The organism is Pararhodobacter sp. (assembly GCF_034676075.1).
Classification (GTDB): domain Bacteria; phylum Pseudomonadota; class Alphaproteobacteria; order Rhodobacterales; family Rhodobacteraceae; genus Pararhodobacter.
This window is the reverse complement of record NZ_JAUCCQ010000004.1, coordinates 20,677-39,677: the sequence shown is the minus strand read 5'-3', so window position 1 is coordinate 39,677 and position 19,001 is coordinate 20,677. Positions and strand designations below refer to the sequence as shown.

Annotated in this window: 17 protein-coding genes; 10 read left to right on the top strand and 7 right to left on the bottom strand. The window is 68.0% G+C overall.

Annotation, left to right across the window (positions count from 1 at the left end):
• Positions 1–1,650 (bottom strand): NAD(P)/FAD-dependent oxidoreductase, encoded by a 1,650-nt coding sequence (locus VDQ18_RS02980; protein ID WP_323019527.1) that lies wholly within the window; start codon positions 1,648–1,650, stop codon positions 1–3.
• Positions 1,651–1,817: 167 nt separating this feature from the next.
• Positions 1,818–2,597: an IclR family transcriptional regulator gene (locus VDQ18_RS02975; RefSeq protein ID WP_107753888.1), complete on the bottom strand. Its 780-nt coding sequence runs from the start codon at positions 2,595–2,597 to the stop codon at positions 1,818–1,820.
• Positions 2,598–2,839: 242 nt separating this feature from the next.
• Here VDQ18_RS02975 and VDQ18_RS02970 point away from each other — a divergent pair, with 242 nt between their 5' ends.
• From VDQ18_RS02970 to VDQ18_RS02935, 8 genes are all read left to right on the top strand, one after another.
• Positions 2,840–3,598, top strand: coding sequence for an SDR family NAD(P)-dependent oxidoreductase (locus VDQ18_RS02970; RefSeq protein ID WP_107753886.1), 759 nt, complete (start codon positions 2,840–2,842; stop codon positions 3,596–3,598).
• Positions 3,599–3,649: 51 nt separating this feature from the next.
• A complete protein-coding gene (locus tag VDQ18_RS02965) occupies positions 3,650–4,870 on the top strand; it encodes an ABC transporter substrate-binding protein (protein ID WP_323019526.1) in 1,221 nt (406 codons plus the stop codon).
• A 64-nt stretch (positions 4,871–4,934) separates the two neighbouring features.
• Positions 4,935–5,843: an SMP-30/gluconolactonase/LRE family protein gene (locus VDQ18_RS02960; RefSeq protein WP_323019525.1), complete on the top strand. Its 909-nt coding sequence runs from the start codon at positions 4,935–4,937 to the stop codon at positions 5,841–5,843.
• Positions 5,836–7,926 (top strand): acetate--CoA ligase family protein, encoded by a 2,091-nt coding sequence (locus tag VDQ18_RS02955; RefSeq protein ID WP_323019524.1) that lies wholly within the window; start codon positions 5,836–5,838, stop codon positions 7,924–7,926. The genes VDQ18_RS02960 and VDQ18_RS02955 overlap by 8 nt, the downstream gene beginning before the upstream one ends.
• Entirely contained in the window at positions 7,923–8,453 is a 531-nt protein-coding gene (locus VDQ18_RS02950; protein ID WP_323019523.1) for a nuclear transport factor 2 family protein, read from the top strand. The genes VDQ18_RS02955 and VDQ18_RS02950 overlap by 4 nt, the downstream gene beginning before the upstream one ends.
• A 15-nt stretch (positions 8,454–8,468) precedes the next feature.
• The gene (locus VDQ18_RS02945; protein WP_323019522.1) at positions 8,469–8,972 is read left to right on the top strand and encodes a flavin reductase family protein; all 504 of its coding nucleotides are present in this window, start codon (positions 8,469–8,471) and stop codon (positions 8,970–8,972) included.
• 4 nt (positions 8,973–8,976) lie between these two features.
• A complete protein-coding gene (locus VDQ18_RS02940; protein WP_323019521.1) occupies positions 8,977–10,509 on the top strand; it encodes an SDR family oxidoreductase in 1,533 nt (510 codons plus the stop codon).
• A gap of 459 nt (positions 10,510–10,968) precedes the next feature.
• A complete protein-coding gene (locus VDQ18_RS02935) occupies positions 10,969–12,102 on the top strand; it encodes an acyl-CoA dehydrogenase family protein (protein ID WP_323019520.1) in 1,134 nt (377 codons plus the stop codon).
• 18 nt (positions 12,103–12,120) lie between these two features.
• Here the strand turns inward: VDQ18_RS02935 and rfbA are convergent, their stop codons facing one another.
• The 5 genes from rfbA to VDQ18_RS02910 all read right to left on the bottom strand — a co-directional run bounded on the left by rfbA (position 12,121) and on the right by VDQ18_RS02910 (position 16,155).
• Entirely contained in the window at positions 12,121–12,996 is an 876-nt protein-coding gene (gene rfbA / locus VDQ18_RS02930; protein WP_323019519.1) for a glucose-1-phosphate thymidylyltransferase RfbA, read from the bottom strand.
• A complete protein-coding gene (gene rfbD / locus VDQ18_RS02925; RefSeq protein WP_323019518.1) occupies positions 12,993–13,844 on the bottom strand; it encodes a dTDP-4-dehydrorhamnose reductase in 852 nt (283 codons plus the stop codon). The genes rfbA and rfbD overlap by 4 nt, the downstream gene beginning before the upstream one ends.
• On the bottom strand, positions 13,841–14,896 hold the full coding sequence (rfbB, locus tag VDQ18_RS02920; protein WP_323019517.1) for a dTDP-glucose 4,6-dehydratase: 1,056 nt from the start codon (positions 14,894–14,896) through the stop codon (positions 13,841–13,843). The genes rfbD and rfbB overlap by 4 nt, the downstream gene beginning before the upstream one ends.
• Complete coding sequence (gene rfbC / locus VDQ18_RS02915) at positions 14,893–15,459, bottom strand: dTDP-4-dehydrorhamnose 3,5-epimerase (protein ID WP_323019516.1); 567 nt, start codon at positions 15,457–15,459, stop codon at positions 14,893–14,895. The genes rfbB and rfbC overlap by 4 nt, the downstream gene beginning before the upstream one ends.
• A gap of 279 nt (positions 15,460–15,738) precedes the next feature.
• A complete protein-coding gene (locus tag VDQ18_RS02910; RefSeq protein WP_323019515.1) occupies positions 15,739–16,155 on the bottom strand; it encodes a hypothetical protein in 417 nt (138 codons plus the stop codon).
• Between the two features lie 232 nt (positions 16,156–16,387).
• Between VDQ18_RS02910 and VDQ18_RS02905 the strand changes: the two genes are divergently transcribed.
• Both VDQ18_RS02905 and VDQ18_RS02900 read left to right on the top strand, forming a co-directional pair.
• On the top strand, positions 16,388–17,809 hold the full coding sequence (locus VDQ18_RS02905; protein WP_323019514.1) for a mannose-1-phosphate guanylyltransferase/mannose-6-phosphate isomerase: 1,422 nt from the start codon (positions 16,388–16,390) through the stop codon (positions 17,807–17,809).
• Positions 17,810–17,832: 23 nt separating this feature from the next.
• The gene (locus VDQ18_RS02900) at positions 17,833–18,999 is read left to right on the top strand and encodes a nucleotide sugar dehydrogenase (protein ID WP_323019513.1); all 1,167 of its coding nucleotides are present in this window, start codon (positions 17,833–17,835) and stop codon (positions 18,997–18,999) included.
• The last annotated feature ends 2 nt before the right edge of the window (positions 19,000–19,001 follow it).

Sequence of the window (19,001 nt, the reverse complement as noted above, 5' to 3'; positions counted from 1 at the left end):
TCAGCCTACGACGGCTTCGGTTTCGTGCGCGGGCTCGAAGCTGAGGTCACGGTAGCCATTGGCTACCGCAGCCTCGCAGGCCTCGCGGTACTTGTGGAAACCGCCGGTGAACATGGACATGCCCTGTGGCTTGCCCTTCACGTTCGAGCCGGTCCACCAGGTCTTTGCCTTCAGCATCAGCGAGCGGCTGGCCAGCGTCTGGATCTGGTCCATCCAGGCATCCTCGGCCCGGGCCGAGGCCTCGACCGCGCCCTGCCCGGTCTTCTGCATATGGCCGATCACGTTGGCGATGAAATCGACGTCGTTCTCGGAAATGGTGAAGATATTGGCCAGCGCCGCCGGGCCATTCGGCCCCGTGGTCATGAACATGTTGGGGAAACCCGCCATCATGATCCCGAAAAGGGATCGCGGCCCGCCTTCCCACTTGTCCTTCAGCGCGACGCCGTCCTTGCCGGTGATCTCGAAAGCCAAGAGCGCGCCGGTCAGCGCATCATAGCCGGTGGCGAGTATCAGCACGTCCAGCTCATGCTCACCCGATTGGGTGCGGATGCCCTTTTCGGTGATCTCGACGATCGGGTCTTCCAGGCAGTCGACCAGATGCACGTTCGGTCGGTTGTAGGTCTCGTAATAGCCGGTATCGAGGCAGGGACGGCGGGCAAAGATCGGATAGCCGCGGGGCTTCAGCTTCTCGGCCACGGCCTTGTCGATCACCGTGTCATGGATGCGGTCGCGGACGAAATCGGCCACCTGATCGTTGGCCGCCTGATTGACCATCAGATCCGAGAAGATGCCGAGGAAGGTATGCCCGCCGTGCTGCCAGGCCTGTTCCATCAGCTCCTGCCGGTGGTCGGCGGGGATCGAGAAGAAGGGCCGGGTCGAAACGGGGCGCGCGCCGCCGGTGGGGTTCAGCCGGCAGGCGGCGCGGATCGAGGCGTAATTGGCCTTCAGTTCCGCAACATCGCGGTCGGTGACCTTGCGGTTGCGCATCGGCAGGGTGAAGCTGGGCGTGCGCTGGAAGACGAAGAGCTCGCAATCGGTGCGGCCCAGCGTCTGGATGATCTGCATCCCCGACGAGCCGGTGCCCAGCACGCCGATGCGCTTGCCTTTCAGATCGGGCTCCTCATGCGGCCAGCGGGCGGCGCGCAGGGTCAGGCCGTTGAAGTTGTTCAGCCCCGGGATGTCGGGATCGGTCGGCTTGGACAGCGGACCCGTCGACATGACGCAATAGGTCGCTTCCAGCACCTTGCCGTCATTCGTCCGCACCACCCAGAGCTGGCGGGCATCGTCCCATTTCGCGCTGTCCACGCGGGTGTTGAAGCGGTAATGCGGCCGCAGCTTCAGCCGGTCGGCGACGAAATTGGCATAGGCCAGGATCTCGGGCTGGGCCGCGAATTGCTCGGACCAGGTCCATTCCTGCTGCACCTCTTCCGAGAAGCCATAGCTGTAATCGACCGACAGCAGGTCGCAGCGCGCGCCCGGGTAGCGGTTCCAGTACCAGACACCGCCGACGTCGCCGCCTTCCTCGATGCTGACGATGTTCAGGCCCATCTCGCGGAACTTGTAGGTGGCATACATGCCGCCGAAGCCCGCGCCGACGATGACCATGTCAATCCGTTCGGCCCCCGAGGCGACCGTTTGCGCTCGACCCATGTCGATCCTCCCTTTGAACGATGGCGCGCGGCACCCGGCTGGGCGGGTCGGCGCCAGGGGCGGCCTCCTCGCCGCCCGATCTGGGGGGATGAAACGCCGTCTTGGTCCGGCGATCAACGATTACAGCATATCGGTCGCTGACATTCACATCCGTGAAAAACCGGGCATCACAGCTCGATATGGATCGGCGTGTCGAAATCGGGCTCAGCGGGGACCGAACGCGCCGCAAGACGCAGCGCGCCCAAGTACTTGTCGAAGTTCTTCTTGATCCGGTCGGTGACGCCGCCCAGCGCCAGCGTCACCGGACTGCCCAGGATCGTGCCCGGCATCAGCACGGCGATGGTGGCGCCGCCCGCAAAGGGCACATCCTCGGCCCAGCCATAGCCACGGGCGCGAATCTCGGCCACGCGCTGGAAGATCTCGGGCACCAGCACCCGCTCGGCCGGGTTCTGCGTGGCGATATTGGCGCGGCGGACCATGTTCTCGATCTTGTCGTCGCTCATGGTCGACATCAGCACCCAGCCCGCCGCCGAGCGGGTGATCGGCCGCACCGTCCCCTCGTCGATGAAGAAGCGCAGCGCGTGCAGGGATTGCTTGGTCTTCAGGTATTGCAGGTAGACGTCGTTGCGGGTGCCGACAAAGATCCCTTCGCTGGTCATCGCATGCACGTCGTTCATCGCGTCGATGACATGCCCCGACCCGAACAGCGCGCGCGGCACCCAATCGCCCAGCCCGGTGACCTTGGTCGTCGGGAAATAGACCCGCTTGCCGCGGTCATAGTTGAGGTAGCCGAGGTTCACGAGCGTCTTCAGCAGCACCGTGGTCGAGGACAGCGGATAGCCCAGATCGACCGAGAGTTCGGACATGGTGCGGGGCTGCTGGGTCAGGCGGAAATGTTCGAGGATCTCGAAAGCCCGCATCGCGGACTTGACCTGTGCGTTGGACATCGGCGGGACCTCCCCATCCCCGTTCGGCCGGAATTCACAAGTGTGAAACTCCACTTCACCGACGGAATTTTCTAGCCGCCTGCACGGACGCGTGCAATCCTTCCCTCACACCCAGAGACCAGCCGTATCCGGCAGGCAAGACCACCGGGACGGGCGCCACGGCGCCCCGGCCGCGTGTTGCCTGCACCCTCGGGGAGGGGGCATGCGGCGGGTCGCGGGATCGGGAGGAAAGGACGAAGACAATGGGAGGCAGACTTGCCAACCGGGTCGCCCTGGTGACGGGCGGCGGACGCGGGATCGGCCGCGCGATCAGCGAGGCCTATGCCCGTGAAGGGGCGAAAGTGGGCGTGCTGGACCTCAAGCTCGAGGTTGCCGAGGAATGCGCCGACGCCATCCGCGCCGCGGGCGGCGAGGCGCTGGCGCTCAAGGCCAATGTGGCCGACCGCGAAGAGGTTTTCACCGCGGCCGCGCAGCTGAAGCACGCATTCGGGCCGATCACGGTTCTGGTCAACAACGCGATGTACAACCGCTACGGCCCGCTGGAAGAGCAGACCGAGCCGATGATCTCGCGCATGATCGACGTGGGCTTCAAGGGCGTGATCTGGGGCTATCAGGCAGCGGTGCCGCAGATGCGCGCGGCGGGCGGTGGCGTGATCGTCAACATCGCCTCGCCCTCGGCCGTTCTGGCGATGAAACACGGCATCATGTACTCGGCCATCAAGGCCGCGGTGGCCGCTGCGACCCGCTCGGGCGCCGCCGAATTCGGCCCCGACAACATCCGCGTTACCGCCATCGCGCCCGGCCCCACCCAGACCGATGGCGCCAATATGGTGGTGAGCGAGGACGGCTGGGAACGCCGCCGCCAGCGCATGCCCATCGGGCGGCTGGGACAACCTGCGGACATGGCCAATGCAGCCGTGTTCCTGGCCTCGGACGAGGCCTCCTTCATCACCGGCGACATGCTGTTCGTGGATGGGGGCGTCACCTACGCTTTTTCGTGAACTGACCCGGCGGGGGAGAGGAGCCCCCGCCAAACCCAAGGGAGGAAGACCATGACACTGACCAAGACCGGCGCCCTGGCGCTGATGATGACCTGTACCGCCCTCACCGCCGCGCCCGCCTGGGCCGATTTCACCGACGGCGTGATCCGGATCGGCGTGATGAACGACCAATCCGGCCCCTATGCCGACAATTGCGGCGCGGGCTCTGTCACCATGGCGCGGCTGGCCATCGATGACCACGGCGGCGCCATCAACGGCGTGCCGGTCGAACTGGTGATCGCCGATGACCAGAACCAGCCCGACATCGGCGTGGCCACCGCGCGCCGCTGGGTCGAGGAAGAGGGCGTCGACGCCATCGTCGGCTGCTCGGCCTCGTCGATCGCGCTGGCCGTGCAGGACGTGATGCGCCAGCACGAGCGCCCCTATCTGATCGCCGGCACCGCCACGACCGAGACGACCAACAGCCAATGCTCGCCCATGACCACCAACTGGGCCTATGACACCTATACGCTGGCCCGCGGCTCGGTGAATGCGCAGATCGAGCAGGGCAACCTGCGCTGGTACTTCATCACCGTGGACTACACCTTCGGCCATGCCTGGCAGGCCGATGCCACCCGCTTCGTCGAAGCCGCGGGCGGCGAGGTTCTGGGCTCGACCCTGCACCCCTTGGGCGCCACCGACTTCTCCTCGCAACTGCTGCAGGCGCAGGCCAGCGGCGCGCAGGTCATCGGCATCGCCAACGCGGGCGCCGACCTTGCCAACGTCATCAAGCAGGCCGAGGAATTCGGCATCGTCGCCGCCGGTCAGCATCTGGCGCCGCTGGGCATCCTGACCAACAACATCCACGGCATCGGTCTGGAAGCGACGCAGGGCCTCGTGTTCTCGGCCGCGGCCTACTGGAACTACGACGACGCGAGCCGCGCCCTGACCGAGCGCTACAACGCCGCCTTCGACGGCCGCTATCCGAACGAAGCGCAGCTGGTCACCTATTCGGCGGTCAACCACTACCTCGAAGCGCTGTCTGCGCTGGGTTCGGACGAGGGTGTGGCGGTCATGGACCAGATGCGCGCGACGCCGGTGAACGATCCGCTGATGCATGACGTCTCGATCCGCGAGGACGGCGTCGTCATGCACCCGATGATCATGGTTGAGGTGAAATCGCCCGCCGAATCGACCGGCCCCTGGGATTACTACAACGTGCTGGGCCTGATCCCGGCCGACCAATCCTGGCGCAGCCGCGAAGAGAGCAGCTGCTCGCTCTTCACGCAGTAATCCTCCCCGCTGGCGGCCGGGCTCAGCCCCGGCCGCCCTTTTTTGCCTTTTGCGGACACCAGAGATGACCTCACCCTCCGACGCCAAGATCGTCGCAACCCGCGTCGGCTCGACGCCCGACCTTCTGGGCGAAAGCCCGCTGTGGGACGACCGCCGCCAGCGGCTCTATTGGGTGGATGGCGTCTCGCGCGTGATCCGCTTCCACGAACCCGCAACCGGGGCCGAAGGGCAGATCGCCACCCCCTCGATCATCGGCTCCATCGGCCTGTGCGAGGACGGGCGGCTGGTCGCGGGCCTGTTTGACGGGATCTATCTGGTCGATCCCGACAGCGGCACCCTCGCCCCCCTGCATGTGCCACCCAAGAACGAGCGCATGCGCTTCAACGACGGCAAGGTCGACCGCCAGGGTCGCTTCGTCTGCGGCGGCATGGGCATCTTCGCCGAGCCGGTGGGCGAACTCGTCCGCGTCGACGGCACCGGCCAGGCCGAGGTTCTGGCCAATGGCATCCGCATCTCGAACTCGCTGTGTTTCAGCCCCGACGGGCGGACGATGTATTTCTCGGACAGTCTGGACCGTTTCGTGCGGGCCTATGATTACGAGAACGGCGAACTGGCCCGCCCCCGGGTCTTTGCCGATACCCAGCAATTCAACTCGGGCCCCGATGGCGCCACCGTTGATGCCGAGGGGCAGGTCTGGGTGGCACTGGTCAATGTCGGCAAGATCGCCTGCTTCGCCCCCTCGGGCAAGCTGGAGCGCCTGCTGCCCGCCCCCACCGACATGCCCAGCTGCCTGGCCTTCGGCGGGCCGGATCTGGCCACGCTCTATGTCACCTCGATCAAGGACAGCGGCTCGGGCCGCGCGATTTCCCGCCATCCGCAGGGCGGATACCTCTTTGCCGTCGACGGGCTGGGCGTGAAGGGTCTGGCCGAGCCCCGGATGCGCCTTTCCGCTGGAGGAAAAGCCGATGCGTGACGCTTTCGACGCCCTCTTCGCCCCCGCCAGCGTGGCGCTGGTCGGTGCCTCGGACGATGCCTCGCGGATCGGCGGGCGTCCGCTGCGCTACCTGCGCGAGGCCGGGTTCAAGGGCCGCGTGCTGCCGGTGAACCCCAAGCGCGAAACGGTGCAGGGCCTGCCCGCCTATCCCTCGGTCACCGCCCTGCCCGAGGTGCCGGATACCGCCATCCTCGCCCTGCCCGCCGCCGCGACCCTGCAAGCGGTCGAGGAATGCGCGGCCAAGGGCGTGCGCTCGGCGGTGATCTTCTCGGCCGGCTTCGCCGAAACCGGGCACGAGGGCGAGGCGCTGCAAGCCCGCCTCACCGCCACCGCGCGCGAGGCCGGGATGCGGCTGCTGGGGCCCAATTGCCTCGGCGTCTTCAACCCCGCGCTCGGCTATTACGGCACCTTCAGCGTGATCCTCGACCGAGAGATGATCGCCCCCGGCCCGGTCGGCATCGTCTCGCAATCGGGGGCTTACGGTGCGCATATCGCCCATCTTGCCCGCGCCCGGGGCCTCGGCATCAGCCAGTGGATCACCACCGGGAACGAGGCCGATATCGACGTGGCCGAGGCGCTGATCCATATGGTCCGCCAACCGGATACCCGCGTCGTCATGGCCTATGCCGAGGGCGTGCGCGACCGCGACCTGTTCATCGAGGCGCTGGAAACCGCCCGGCAACTGCACAAGCCCATCGTCTTCATGAAGACCGGCCGCTCTGCCGTGGGCGCCGCCGCCGCCGCCTCGCATACCGCAGCTTTGGCAGGCTCGGATGGCGTGTTCGACGCGGTGCTGCGCCAATACGGCGTCCACCGCGCCGCGACCACCGCCGAACAGATCGACGTGGCCTATGCCGCCGCCTCGGGGCGGTTTCCCGCCGGTGACCGGGTCGGGATCTTCACCATGTCGGGCGGGTTCGGCATCCAGCTGGCCGACGATCTGGAGGCCGCGGGCCTCGACGTGGCGCCCATGCCGGAGGACGCGCAGAAGGAACTGCTGGACCTCCTGCCCTATGCCTCGCCCCGCAACCCGGTCGATGCCACGGCGCAGGCCGTCAGCGACCTGAACGTGTTGAAAGCCTGTGTGCGCACCATGATGGAACGCGGCGGCTATGACGCCTTCACCGCCATCCTCGGCACCGGCCCGGGGTCCAAGACCTATGCCGATCCCCTCCGCAAGGCGCTGATGGAGGCATTGGCAGGGCATGAGGACAGCATCCGCGCCCTCACCATGTCCGCCCCGGTCGAGGCCCAGCGCAGCTACGAGGCCGATGGCTTCCTGGTCTATGAGGACGGCTCGGCGCTGGCCCATGCGCTGGGGGCGCTGGCGCGGTTCCGGCGTGCCTTTGCCCGCCCCGCCTCGGCCCCGGCACCGATGGAACCCTTGTCCCTGCCCGCAGGCCCCCTCTCCGAAGCCAGCGCCAAGGCGCTGCTGAAGCAAGCCGGCATCCAGTTCCCCGCCGAACATCTGGCCACGACCCCAGACGCCGCGGTGCAGGCGGCAGAAACGCTGGGCTATCCGGTCGTCGTCAAGATCTGCTCGCCCGACATCGCCCACAAGACCGAGATCGGCGGCGTGGCGGTGAACCTGAAGGATGCCGCCGCCGTCCGGCAGGCGACCGACGACATCCTCGCCCGCGCTCAGGCCAAGGCCCCCGGCGCCCGGATCGAGGGCGTGCTGGTCGCGCCGATGGTCCCGGGCGGGGTCGAAGTCATCGTCGGCGTCACCCGCGACCCGGTGCTGGGGCCGGTGGTGATGGCGGGCCTTGGCGGGATCTTCGTCGAGGTCCTGAAGGACGTGACCTTCCGCGCCGCCCCCTTCGACGTGGCCGAAGCCCACCGCATGCTGCGCGAAATCCGCGGCTACGCGCTGCTCGAAGGCGTGCGCGGGGCCGAGCCCGCTGATATCGACGCGCTGGCGCAGCTCCTCTCGGACCTGTCGCGCTTTGCCGCCGCGCATCGCGAGGGCGTGGTCGGCATCGACCTCAACCCCGTGCGCGTCCTGCCCAAGGGACAGGGCGTCATCGCGCTGGATGCGCTGATCGAACTGGAGGCCAAATGACCGACCTTGCCGCCCAGGTGCAGGAACTGATGGACCGCGAGGCGATCCGCGATTGCCTCTACCGCTATTGCCGCGGGATCGACCGCGCCGACGAAGCCGCGCTGCGCTCGTCCTACTGGCCCGATGCCACCGACCGGCACGGCCCCTATTCCGGCCCGGTCGAGGGCTTCATCGACTGGGCAAAACGGGTCTGGGCGACGGGGCCGCGCAACATTCATGTGGTGTCGAACATCCTTATCACCTTCACCGGCCCGACCGGCGCCGCGGTGGAAAGCTATTTCACCGCCCATCAGCGCGGCGCGGGCGCGGATGGCGTGGTGCGGCAGGTCATGCTGATCGGCCGCTATTGCGACCGGTTCGAAAAGCGCGGCAGCGAATGGCGGGTGGCTGAGCGGGTCGTGGTCTATGACTGGGCCGAGGATCAGCCGGTGCCCGAGGGCAGCGAGGCCGAGCGCTTCGGCCCCCGCCAGCCGATCGGCGGCGCTTTCCCCGACGATCCCGCCTATCACATCGCGCCCCGGCCCTGAACGCAGGACATGCCCATGAAGGCCCCCACCCCCGCCGCCGTCTCGGTCGATGAGTACAAGAACGCGATGCGCCATGTCGTCTCGCCCGTCGCGGTCGTGACCTGGACCCATGCCGGTGTGCCCGAGGGGCTGACCGTCACCGCCATCTGCTCCGCCACCACCGAACCGCCGACGCTGGTCGTCTGCATCCGCGGCGATAAGACCGCGGCCGAGCGGATCCGCGAGGCCGGGCGCTTCGCGGTGAATTTCCTCAGCGACGAACAGGCCGAGATCGCCCGGCGCTTTTCCTCGCATCCGGGCGAGGAGCGCGAGGCCTTCGCGCCCGCGCTCTGGTCCACCGGCGCCAGCGGCGCGCCGGTTCTGGACCGCGCCGTGAGCCGGTTCGACTGCGCCGTCGAGGCGGCGTTCGAACAGGGCAGCCATTGGGTTTTCCTCGGCCGCGTCATCGACCTCGGCACCGCCCCGGGGGCGAGCCTGCTCTATCGCGACGGGTTCTTCCGCCGCCTCGGAACGGAGTGACACCATGAGCCGCACCTGCCTGATTACCGGCGCCGCGGGCGGCATCGGCCGCGCCCTGATCGCCGAACTCGGCGGCCCCGACAGCCGTATCATCGCCGTCGACCTGCCCGGCAGCGGCGTCACCGCGCTGCAAGGCGTCCTCGGCCTTGAATGCGACCAGTCGGACGAGGAACAGATCCTGTCCCTCTGGCGGCAGCTCGACGTGCTGGGGGAAAAGGTTGATGTGCTGGTCAACAACGCCGCCATCGGCCCGACCATGGCGCCGACGGTCGATACCGACCTCGCCCATTTCCGCCTGACCCTCAGGACCAACGTCAACGGCCCCTTCGTCATGGCGCGGGAGGCCGCGCGGCGCATGGGCGCGGGCGGCGTCATCGTCAACACCGCCTCGCTGGCGGGCGTCCTGGGCAACCCGACCCGCAACGCCTATGCCGCGTCGAAGGCCGCGCTGATCTCGATGACCCGATCGCTCGCCTGCGAATGGGCCGGGCGCGGCATCCGCGTCAACGCCATCGCGCCCGGCTATGTCCGCACGCCGATGGTCGCGGCGCTGGAGGCGGCGGGCAAGGCCGACCTCACCGCCGTGCGCCGCCGCATCCCGATGGGCAGGCTCGCCCGTGCCGACGAGATGGCCTCGGCCATCGGTTTCCTCGCCTCGGACCGCGCGCGCTATGTGACCGGCACGATCCTGGGTGTCGACGGCGGGTGGATGTCCTTCAACCAGCCGGGCGAGGCGCATCCGCCCGCCACCGAAGTCCCCGCTGACGAACTCGCCCGCCCCGAGGCCGCCCCCGGCCCCCGCCGCGTGGTCATCACCGGCGCTGCGGACGGCATCGGTGCGGCGATGGCTGCGCATTTCGTGGCGGCAGGCGATCAGGTGTTCCTGCTCGACCGCAACGCCGAGGCGCTGGCCGCCCGGGCGGCCGCGCTGGGCCCGCAAGCCACCGCCCTCCCCTGCGACGTGACGGACGAGGCGGCGGTGGCGGCGGCCTTCGCACAGATCGGCACGCTGGACGTTCTGGTCAACAACGCGGCCATCGCCGACAGTTTCAAACCGGCGCTGGACCAGGATTTCGCCGACCTCGACCGCACGCTGGAGGTCAATCTCACCGGCGCCTTCGCCTGCGCCAAGGCCGCGATCCCGCGCATGGCGCCGGGCCGGGGGGTGATCGTCAACATCGGCTCCATCGCCGGGCTGGTGCCGATGGCGCCGCGCCACGCCTATGGCGCCTCGAAAGCCGGGATCGACATCCTGACCCGCTGCCTCGCCGCCGAATTGGGGCCGAAGGGCCTGCGCATCGCCACCGTCGCGCCCGGCTATATCCGCACGCCCGGCGTGGCGGCGCTGGAAGAGGCGGCGCGGATCGACGCGGCCGCCATCCGCGCCCGAATCCCGATGGGCGATCTGGGCCGCCCCGAGGATATCGCCGAGGCCGTGGCCTTCATCGCCTCCCCCGCCGCCAGCTACATCAACGGCACGCTTCTGGGCGTGGACGGCGGCTGGAACGCCTTCGGCAGCGCCGGGAACGCCAACTAGATCTGGCCCGGCGCCTGTTCCGGTTCGGCTCGCAGCGCATCGGCATCCTCGCCAAACCCCTCCCCGGCCAGATCGGTCGGGGGAGGGACAGCGCCGGGATGCCGAAAGCGCGTCAGGTCAACGTCCCCACAGCCCCGGTTGTCAGGCATTTTTTCGTCTGCCCGTCCGGCTGCCTCATGATCCCCTGCCGCGTGGCGCGCTTCCCAACCACAACATCCTCGGGATTGTACCAGTTCTTCGGCCGAATCTGTCCCCGGACCACGCAGAAAGTTGTAATCCTGACATCGCAGAAAACGAGCGGGCACCGGCCAGCCACGCCGCCATCCTGACCGCGGCGTCGACAGGGGCCGATCTGCCGGGCACCCGAGACCGTTGATTACCGCGGCCCCCCGTGGTTACCAGTCAGGAGGGAAATTACCGGCGAGGCGTGGTCGAGCCGATGCAAAGGAGGGCCCCGCGATGATCCTGACCGAAGACCAGAGAATGGTGCGCGACATGGCGCGGCGCTTTGCCTCGGAACGGCTGGCACCGAATGCCGCCGAATGGGACGAAAAAGCCCATTTCCCGCGCGAGGTGGTCGCCGAGATGGGCGCGCTGGGCCTGATGGGCATGCTGGTGCCCGAAGAATGGGGCGGCGCGATGACCGACAGCGTCGCCTATGCCTGCGCGCTGGAGGAAATCGCCGCGGGCAACGGCGCGCTGTCCACGGTCATGTCGGTGCATAATTCGGTCGGCTGCGTGCCGATCCTGCGCTACGGCACCGAGGCGCAGAAGGAGGAATACCTCCGCCCGATGGCGGCGGGCGGCTGGCTGGGCGCCTTCTGCCTGACCGAACCGCAGGCGGGTTCCGACGCCTCGGCGCTGAAGACCCGGGCCACGCGCACCAACACCGGCTGGGTGCTGAACGGCACCAAGCAATTCATCACCTCGGGCAAGAACGCCGATGTCGCCATCGTCTTTGCCGTGACCGATCCGGCGGCGGGCAAGAAGGGCATCTCGGCCTTCATCGTGCCGACCAGGACCCCCGGCTGGCGCGTCGCCTCCATCGAGAAGAAGATCGGCCAGCACCTGTCCGACACCGCCCAGATCGCGCTCGAGAACCTCGAACTCCCGGCCGAGGCGCTGCTGGGTGACGAGGGGCAGGGCTACCGCATCGCGCTCTCGAACCTCGAAGGCGGGCGCATCGGCATCGGCGCGCAATCCGTGGGCATGGCCCGCGCCGCGCTGGAGGCCGCGGTTGCCTATGCGATGGAGCGCGAAAGCATGGGCAAGAAGTTGATGGACCACCAGGCCGTCGCCTTCCGTCTGGCCGATATGGCGACCCAGGTCGAGGCCGGGCGCCAGATGGTCCTGCACGCGGCGGCGCTGAAGGACGCAGGCCAGCCCGCGCTGGAAGCCGCCTCGATGGCCAAGCTCTTTGCCTCCGAGATGGCGGAACGCGTCGCCTCGGCGGCGATCCAGACCTTCGGCGGCTACGGCTATACCCGCGATTTCCCGGTCGAACGCATCTGGCGCGACGTCCGGGTCTGCCAGATCTACGAAGGCACCAGCGACATCCAGCGCCTTGTCATCGCCCGCGCGCTGGCCCAGTGAGCAAGGCCCGGCCGCGGATCAATCCGCGGCCAGACCCGCCAGATAGGCGCCGTATTCGTTCTTGCCGAACTGGCGCGCACGCTCGCGCAGATGGGCCTTGGTGATCCAGCCCATCTCGTAGGCGACCTCGTCGGGGGAGCCCACCTGCTGGCCCTGCCGGTTGGTCAGGGTGCGGACGAAATTCCCCGCGTCCAAGAGCGAGTCATGCGTGCCGGTATCGAGCCAGGCATAGCCCCGCCCCATCCGCTGCACCCTGAGCGCGCCATCGGCCAGATAGCTTTCCAAGAGCGTGGTGATCTCCAGTTCGCCCCGGGCCGAGGGGGTGACGGCGCGGGCCCGGGCCGGCGCCGTGCCATCGACGAAATAGAGCCCGGTCACGGCATAGCTGGACGGCGGCACCTGCGGTTTCTCGATGATCCCGCGCACCGTGCCGTCCGGGGCGAAATCGACGACACCATAGCGTTCGGGGTCCGACACCCGGTAGCCGAAGACCGAGGCGCCATTCTCCGACTGCCCGGCCTCGCGCAGGGCCTCGGGCAGGCCGTGGCCGAAGAAGATGTTGTCGCCCAGGATCATCGCCGAGGGGGCGCCGTCCAGAAACTCCTCGGCCAGGATGAAGGCCTGCGCCAGCCCGTCGGGGCTGGGCTGGGTGACGTAGCTGAGCGAAATGCCCCATTGGCTGCCATCGCCCAGCGTGCGGCGGAACTGGTCCTGATCGTGCGGCGTAGTGATGACCAGAATCTCGCGGATCCCGGCCAGCATCAGCACGGTCAGCGGGTAATAGATCATCGGCTTGTCGTAGATCGGCAGCAGCTGCTTCGAGACGGCCGTGGTGATCGGGTAAAGCCTGGTGCCGGAGCCCCCGGCCAGAATGATGCCTTTGCGGTCGGTCATGTCGGGATGTCCAGCTCTGTCAATGTCTGCGTGAGGGCTAGGCGCCAATCGGGCCGGGCAATGCCGAAGACCGCTTCGGTCGTCCGGCAATCGAGCCGCGAGTTCTGGGGCCGACGCGCGGGGGTCGGGTAATCGGTCGTGGGGATCGGGGTGACTTTGGTGGTTCGCCCCGCCCGGGCAAAGATCTCGCGCGCGAAATCGGCCCAGCTGACGTCCGGCGCGCCCGAGAAGTGATAGGTGCCGCTGGCGCCCGGATCGCGGCCCAGACGCGCGGCGATGGTCAGGCAGGCCTCGGCGATGGCCCGGGCGGGGGTCGGCCCGCCGATCTGGTCGGCGACCACGGTGAGGCTGTCGCGGGTCTCGGACAGCCGCAGCATGGTCTTCACGAAATTCGCGCCATGGGCGGAAAAGACCCACGAGGTCCGCAGGATCGCCTGCGCGCCGCCTGCGGCCCGCACCGCCTCCTCGCCCGCCAGCTTGCTGCTTCCATAGACGCCGAGCGGCCCGGTCGGGGCTCCGGGGGCGAAGGGCTCTGTCCCCGTCCCGTCGAAGACGTAGTCGGTGGAGATTGTGACAAAGGGCACGCCCAGCGCCGCGCATTCGCGGGCCATGGCGGCGGGGGCCTCGGCATTGACGCGGAAGGCCTGCGCCTCGTCACTTTCGGCGCGATCGACGGCGGTATAGGCGGCGGCGTTGATCACCGCCCGGGGCCGATGCGCCCGGATCGCCGCGGCGCAGGCCTCGGGGTCGGACAGATCCGCCGCGTCCCGTCCCAGCGCCACGACACCGGGATGCCGCCGCAATTCCGTGGCCACCTGCCCGGTCTTGCCGAAGACCAGCACGCTCATGCCTTGTCCCCCTTCCCCAGCCGCTGCCCGACGCCGCGACGCTCCAGCAGCGGGCGCCACCAGCTTTCGTTGTCCAGATACCAGCAAACGGTGCGCTCCAGCCCCTCCTCGACCGTGACCGAGGGCCGCCAGCCGAGTTCCTGCCGGATCCGCGACGGGTCGATGGCATAGCGCGCGTCATGGCCGGGGCGGTCGGTGACGAAGGTGATCAGATCGGCATAGGCGCCCGCCTCGCGCGGCACCAGCCGGTCGAGAATGCCGCAGATCGTGCGCACCAGTTCCAGATTGCTGCGCTCGTTCTCGCCGCCGATGTTGTAGCTGCGCCCATTCTGCCCGCGCTCCAGCACCAGAAGCAGCGCGTCGGCGTGATCCTCGACATAAAGCCAGTCGCGCACGTTCGAGCCGTCGCCGTAAATCGGCAGCGGCTTTCCGGCCAGCGCGTTCAGGATGATCACCGGGATCAGCTTTTCGGGGAAGTGGAACGGCCCGTAATTGTTGGAACAATTGGTCAGGACCACCGGCAGGCCATAGGTCTCGTGCCAGGCGCGGACCAGATGGTCGGAGCCGGCTTTCGAGGCCGAATAGGGGCTGCGCGGGTCATAGGCGGTGTCTTCGGTAAACTTCACCGAAGGGTCGGCGGGCAGCGAGCCGAACACCTCGTCGGTCGAGATATGGTGAAAGCGGAAGCCGTCGGGCCGCCCCTCGCGCAGCCAATAGCCGCGCGCGGCCTCCAGCATCGTGAAGGTGCCGACGATATTGGTTTCGATGAAATCGGCGGGCCCGTCGATGGAGCGGTCGACATGCGATTCCGCTGCCAGATGCATCACCGCATCGGGGCGGTGGCGGGCGAAACAGCCCTCGACCGCCGCCCGGTCGCGGATGTCGATCCGCTCGAAGGCATAGCGCGGGTTGTCCGCCACCGAGGCCACGTTGTCGAGGCAGGCGGCGTAGGTCAGCGCGTCGAGGTTCACCACCTCATGCCCGCGGGCAATCGCCAGCCGCACCACGGCCGAGCCGATGAATCCGGCGCCGCCAGTGATCAGGAGTTTCATGCCTCACCCTTCCAGACAAAGGGGCTGTCCAGATCCGCCAGCAACGGCGCCACGGCATCCTTGGCGCTCAGCACCGCCTCGCCCTGCAGCGGCCAGTCGATACCGATGGCGGGATCGTCCCAGCGGACCGCGCCCTCGGTCTCGGGCGCGTAATAATCGGTGCATTTGTAGACGATCTCGCTGTCAGGCTGCAGCGTCATGAAGCCATGCGCGAAGCCCGGCGGCACGTAGAGCTGCGCGCCATTCTCGGCCGACAGCTCAAACCCGACCCATTGGCCGAAGGTCGGGCTGCCCTTGCGGATATCGACCGCCACATCAAAGATCGCGCCGCGACCGCAGCGCACCAGCTTGCCCTGCGCCGAGGGCGGCGCCTGAAAATGCAGCCCGCGCACCGTGCCGACCTGCGCCGACAGCGAATGGTTGTCCTGCACGAAATCGGTGTCGATCCCGGCCGCGGCATAATCGCGGCGCGTATAGGTCTGGGCAAAGAACCCGCGATGATCGCCAAAGCGCCGCGGCACCACCCGGATCACGCCCTCGAGCCTGGTTGTGAACGTCTGCACTCGTACCCTCCGTTGCGGCCGGGGCGCTCCCCGACCCGTTTGCCTGTCGATAGCACAGGGCAGACCCGGATGCCCACGTCCCCTGCCACAAGGGCGGAACGCGCGCGCAGAATCGGACTGCCGCGTTTCGCCCGAGAGGTGCGCTAGGAATATGTCAAAGATTTGCCCGGAATTTTCGGATCTCGGACAAGTCGCCATCGGCACAGGCAAATCCGCGCAAGAGAAAGCCGGAGCACCCCCTCGGGTGCCCCGGCTCGTCGGACAGTTTCAGGCCCGGAGTCAGGCGGCGTCGAAGGCCAGCACAGCCTCGGGCGTGGCCGCGATCACCGCCTGCGCCGCGGCCCGCGCGGCCTCATCCTCGGCGATGGCCGCGCTCCCGCTGCCGGTCTGCTCCCCGGTCACGGGATCGACCACCGGCCCCTCGACCAGCAAAGGCAGGGCGAGCCGCGCCACCGCCTGCCGGTAGGCCGCCAGCCGGATGTTGAAGAGATTGGCCGCCACCGCCCGCAGCCGCGCGGGCTCGGCCGCGTCGCGCCAGGTGGCATAATCCGCGGGCGAGGCCTCGCGCATGGCCAGCGGCCAGTCGCGGTCCAGGATCGCCATGATCCGGTCGGTCAGTTGCTGCTTGGTCAACGGGGCCGCGCCCGGGACGAGCCCGGCATCGGCCAGCAGGGCCTCGATTTCGGCTTCGGTCATCAGATCCTCCAGATCCGGCAAGACCCGAAACCCTGCCCCCCAAGACCGAAAGAAACACGAAGCCGCGGCGCGCCGGCATCATCCTTTGGCAAGATTTCCCCGGCCGCATCGGGGCACTTCTGTGGCAGCGCGCCGCCCAGCGGACACGAGTTCCTTAATTTGGCCTCGATAAGGCCCAGGATGGCGGGCAAACACGCCGGGCAATGTTCGGTTTCGTAGCAGGAGATTCTCTGTGATCACCCCGGTTCTGTTATCCGGAGGGTCGGGCACCCGGCTCTGGCCGCTGTCGCGGAAATCCTATCCGAAGCAATTCACGCCGCTGATCGGCGAGGAAACGCTGTTCCAGGCCTCGGCCCGGCGGCTGTCGGGCCCGGGGTTCGCCAAGCCCCTGGTCCTGACCAATTCGGACTTCCGCTTCATCGTCACCGAACAGCTTGCCGCCGCCGGGATCGACCCCGGCGCCGTGCTGATCGAGCCCGAGGGCAAGAATACGGCCCCCGCCGTGCTGGCCGCCGCCCTCTGGCTGGCGCGCGAAAACCCCGAGGCGCTGATGCTGGTCGCGCCGTCCGACCATGTGGTGCCCGACGCCCCCGCCTTCCGCGCGGCGGTCGAACTGGGCCGCCCGGCCGCCCTGGCGGGCAAGCTGGTGACCTTCGGCATCGCCCCCGATCATGCCGAAACGGGCTATGGCTATCTGGAACTGGCCGAATGCCTGGACGGCGCGGCGCCCCGGGTCATGGACCTGCTGCGCTTCGTCGAAAAGCCCGACCTCGCGCGGGCCGAGGCGATGGTCGCCTCGGGCCGGCATCTGTGGAACGCGGGGATCTTCCTCTTTTCCGTCGCCGCGATCATCGAGGCCTTCCGCACCCACGCCCCCGACCTGATGGAGCCGGTCTCCGCCTCGCTCGACGCGGCGCGGCCGGACCTCGGCTTCCTGCGGCTCGACCCCACGGCCTGGAGCCGGGTGCGCGACATCTCCATCGACTATGCGGTGATGGAACGCGCCGACAATCTGGCCGTCGTGCCCTATTCCGCGGGCTGGTCGGACCTCGGCGGCTGGGACGCGGTGTGGCGCGCGGGCGAGCGCGACCAGAACGGCGTCGCCACCACCGGCCACGCCACCGCCATCGATTGCACCGATTCGCTCCTGCGGTCCGAGGATTCGCGCGTCGAACTCGTGGGCCTCGGCCTTCAGAACATCATCGCCGTGGCGATGCCCGACGCGGTGCTGGTGGCCGATGCCAGCCGGGCGCAGGACGTGAAACGCGTCGTCACCGCGCTGAAGGCCAAGCACGCGCGGCAGGCCGAATCCTTCCCCCGCGATCACCGGCCCTGGGGCTGGTACGAAAGCCTGGTGCTGAGCGAACGCTTCCAGGTCAAGCGCATCGTGGTCCACCCCGGCGCCGCCCTGTCCTTGCAATCGCACCATCACCGGGCCGAGCACTGGATCGTCGTCTCCGGCACGGCCGAGGTCACGATCGGCACCGAGGTCCGCCTCGTCACCGAGAACCAGTCGGTCTATATCCCGCTGGGCACGGTTCACCGGATGAAGAACCCCGGCAAGGTGCCGATGGTGCTGATCGAGGTGCAGACCGGCGCCTATCTCGGCGAGGATGACATCATCCGCTACGAAGACGATTACGCCCGCGGCTGAAGCGGGCAGGCTGGAGTACGATCATGAAAATCGCGGTGGTGGGGCTTGGCTATGTCGGCCTGTCGAACGCGGTGCTGCTGGCGCAGCACAACGAGGTCTCGGCGGTCGATATCGCGCCTGAAAGGGTGGCGATGGTCAATGATCGCAAAAGCCCCATCGAGGACGCCGAGCTGGAGGATTTCCTCGCCCGGAAGCCGCTGTCCCTGACCGCGACGACGCATCTGGCCGCCGCGGTCGAGGGCGCCGATTACGTGATCATCGCCACGCCCACCGATTACGATTCCGAGCATAACCATTTCGACACCTCCTCGGTCGACTCGACGGTGCGCGCGGTGCTGGCCGCCAATCCGGCGACGGTGATCATCGTCAAATCGACGGTGCCGGTCGGGCATATCCGCAAGCTGCGCCAGAAGGTCGGCTGCGACCGGATCATCTTCTCGCCCGAATTCCTGCGGGAGGGCCGGGCGCTGCACGACAACCTCCACCCCTCGCGGATCATCGTCGGCGACCGGGGCGAGGCGGCGCGGATCTTCGCCCGGCTGCTGCAGGAAGGGGCAGCGGAGCCGGATGTGCCGATGCTGTTCACCGACCCCGACGAGGCCGAGGCGATCAAGCTCTTCTCGAACACCTATCTCGCCATGCGCGTGGCCTTCTTCAACGAGCTGGACAGCTACGCCATGGCCGGGAACATGGACAGCCGCCAGATCATCGAGGGCGTCGGCCTCGATCCCCGGATCGGCAACCATTACAACAACCCCTCCTTCGGCTATGGCGGCTATTGCCTGCCCAAGGACACCAAGCAATTGCTGGCCAATTACCGTGGCGTGCCGCAGAACATGATCGCCGCGATTGTCGAGGCCAACCGCACCCGCAAGGATTTCCTCGCCGAGCGGATCGCCGCGACCAATCCCCGGGTGGTGGGCGTCTATCGGCTGGTGATGAAGGCGGGATCCGACAATTTCCGCCAATCCTCGATCCAGGGGATCATGAAGCGGCTCAAGGGCAAGGGGATCGAGGTGACGATCTTCGAACCGGTGATTACCGACGAGAAATTCTTCGGCTCGCGGGTGATCCGCGACCTTGGCGCCTTCAAGGCTGGGGCCGATCTGATCATCGCCAACCGCATGACGCCGGATCTGGAGGATGTGGCCGACAAGGTCTTCACCCGCGACCTGTTCGGCGCGAACTGAGG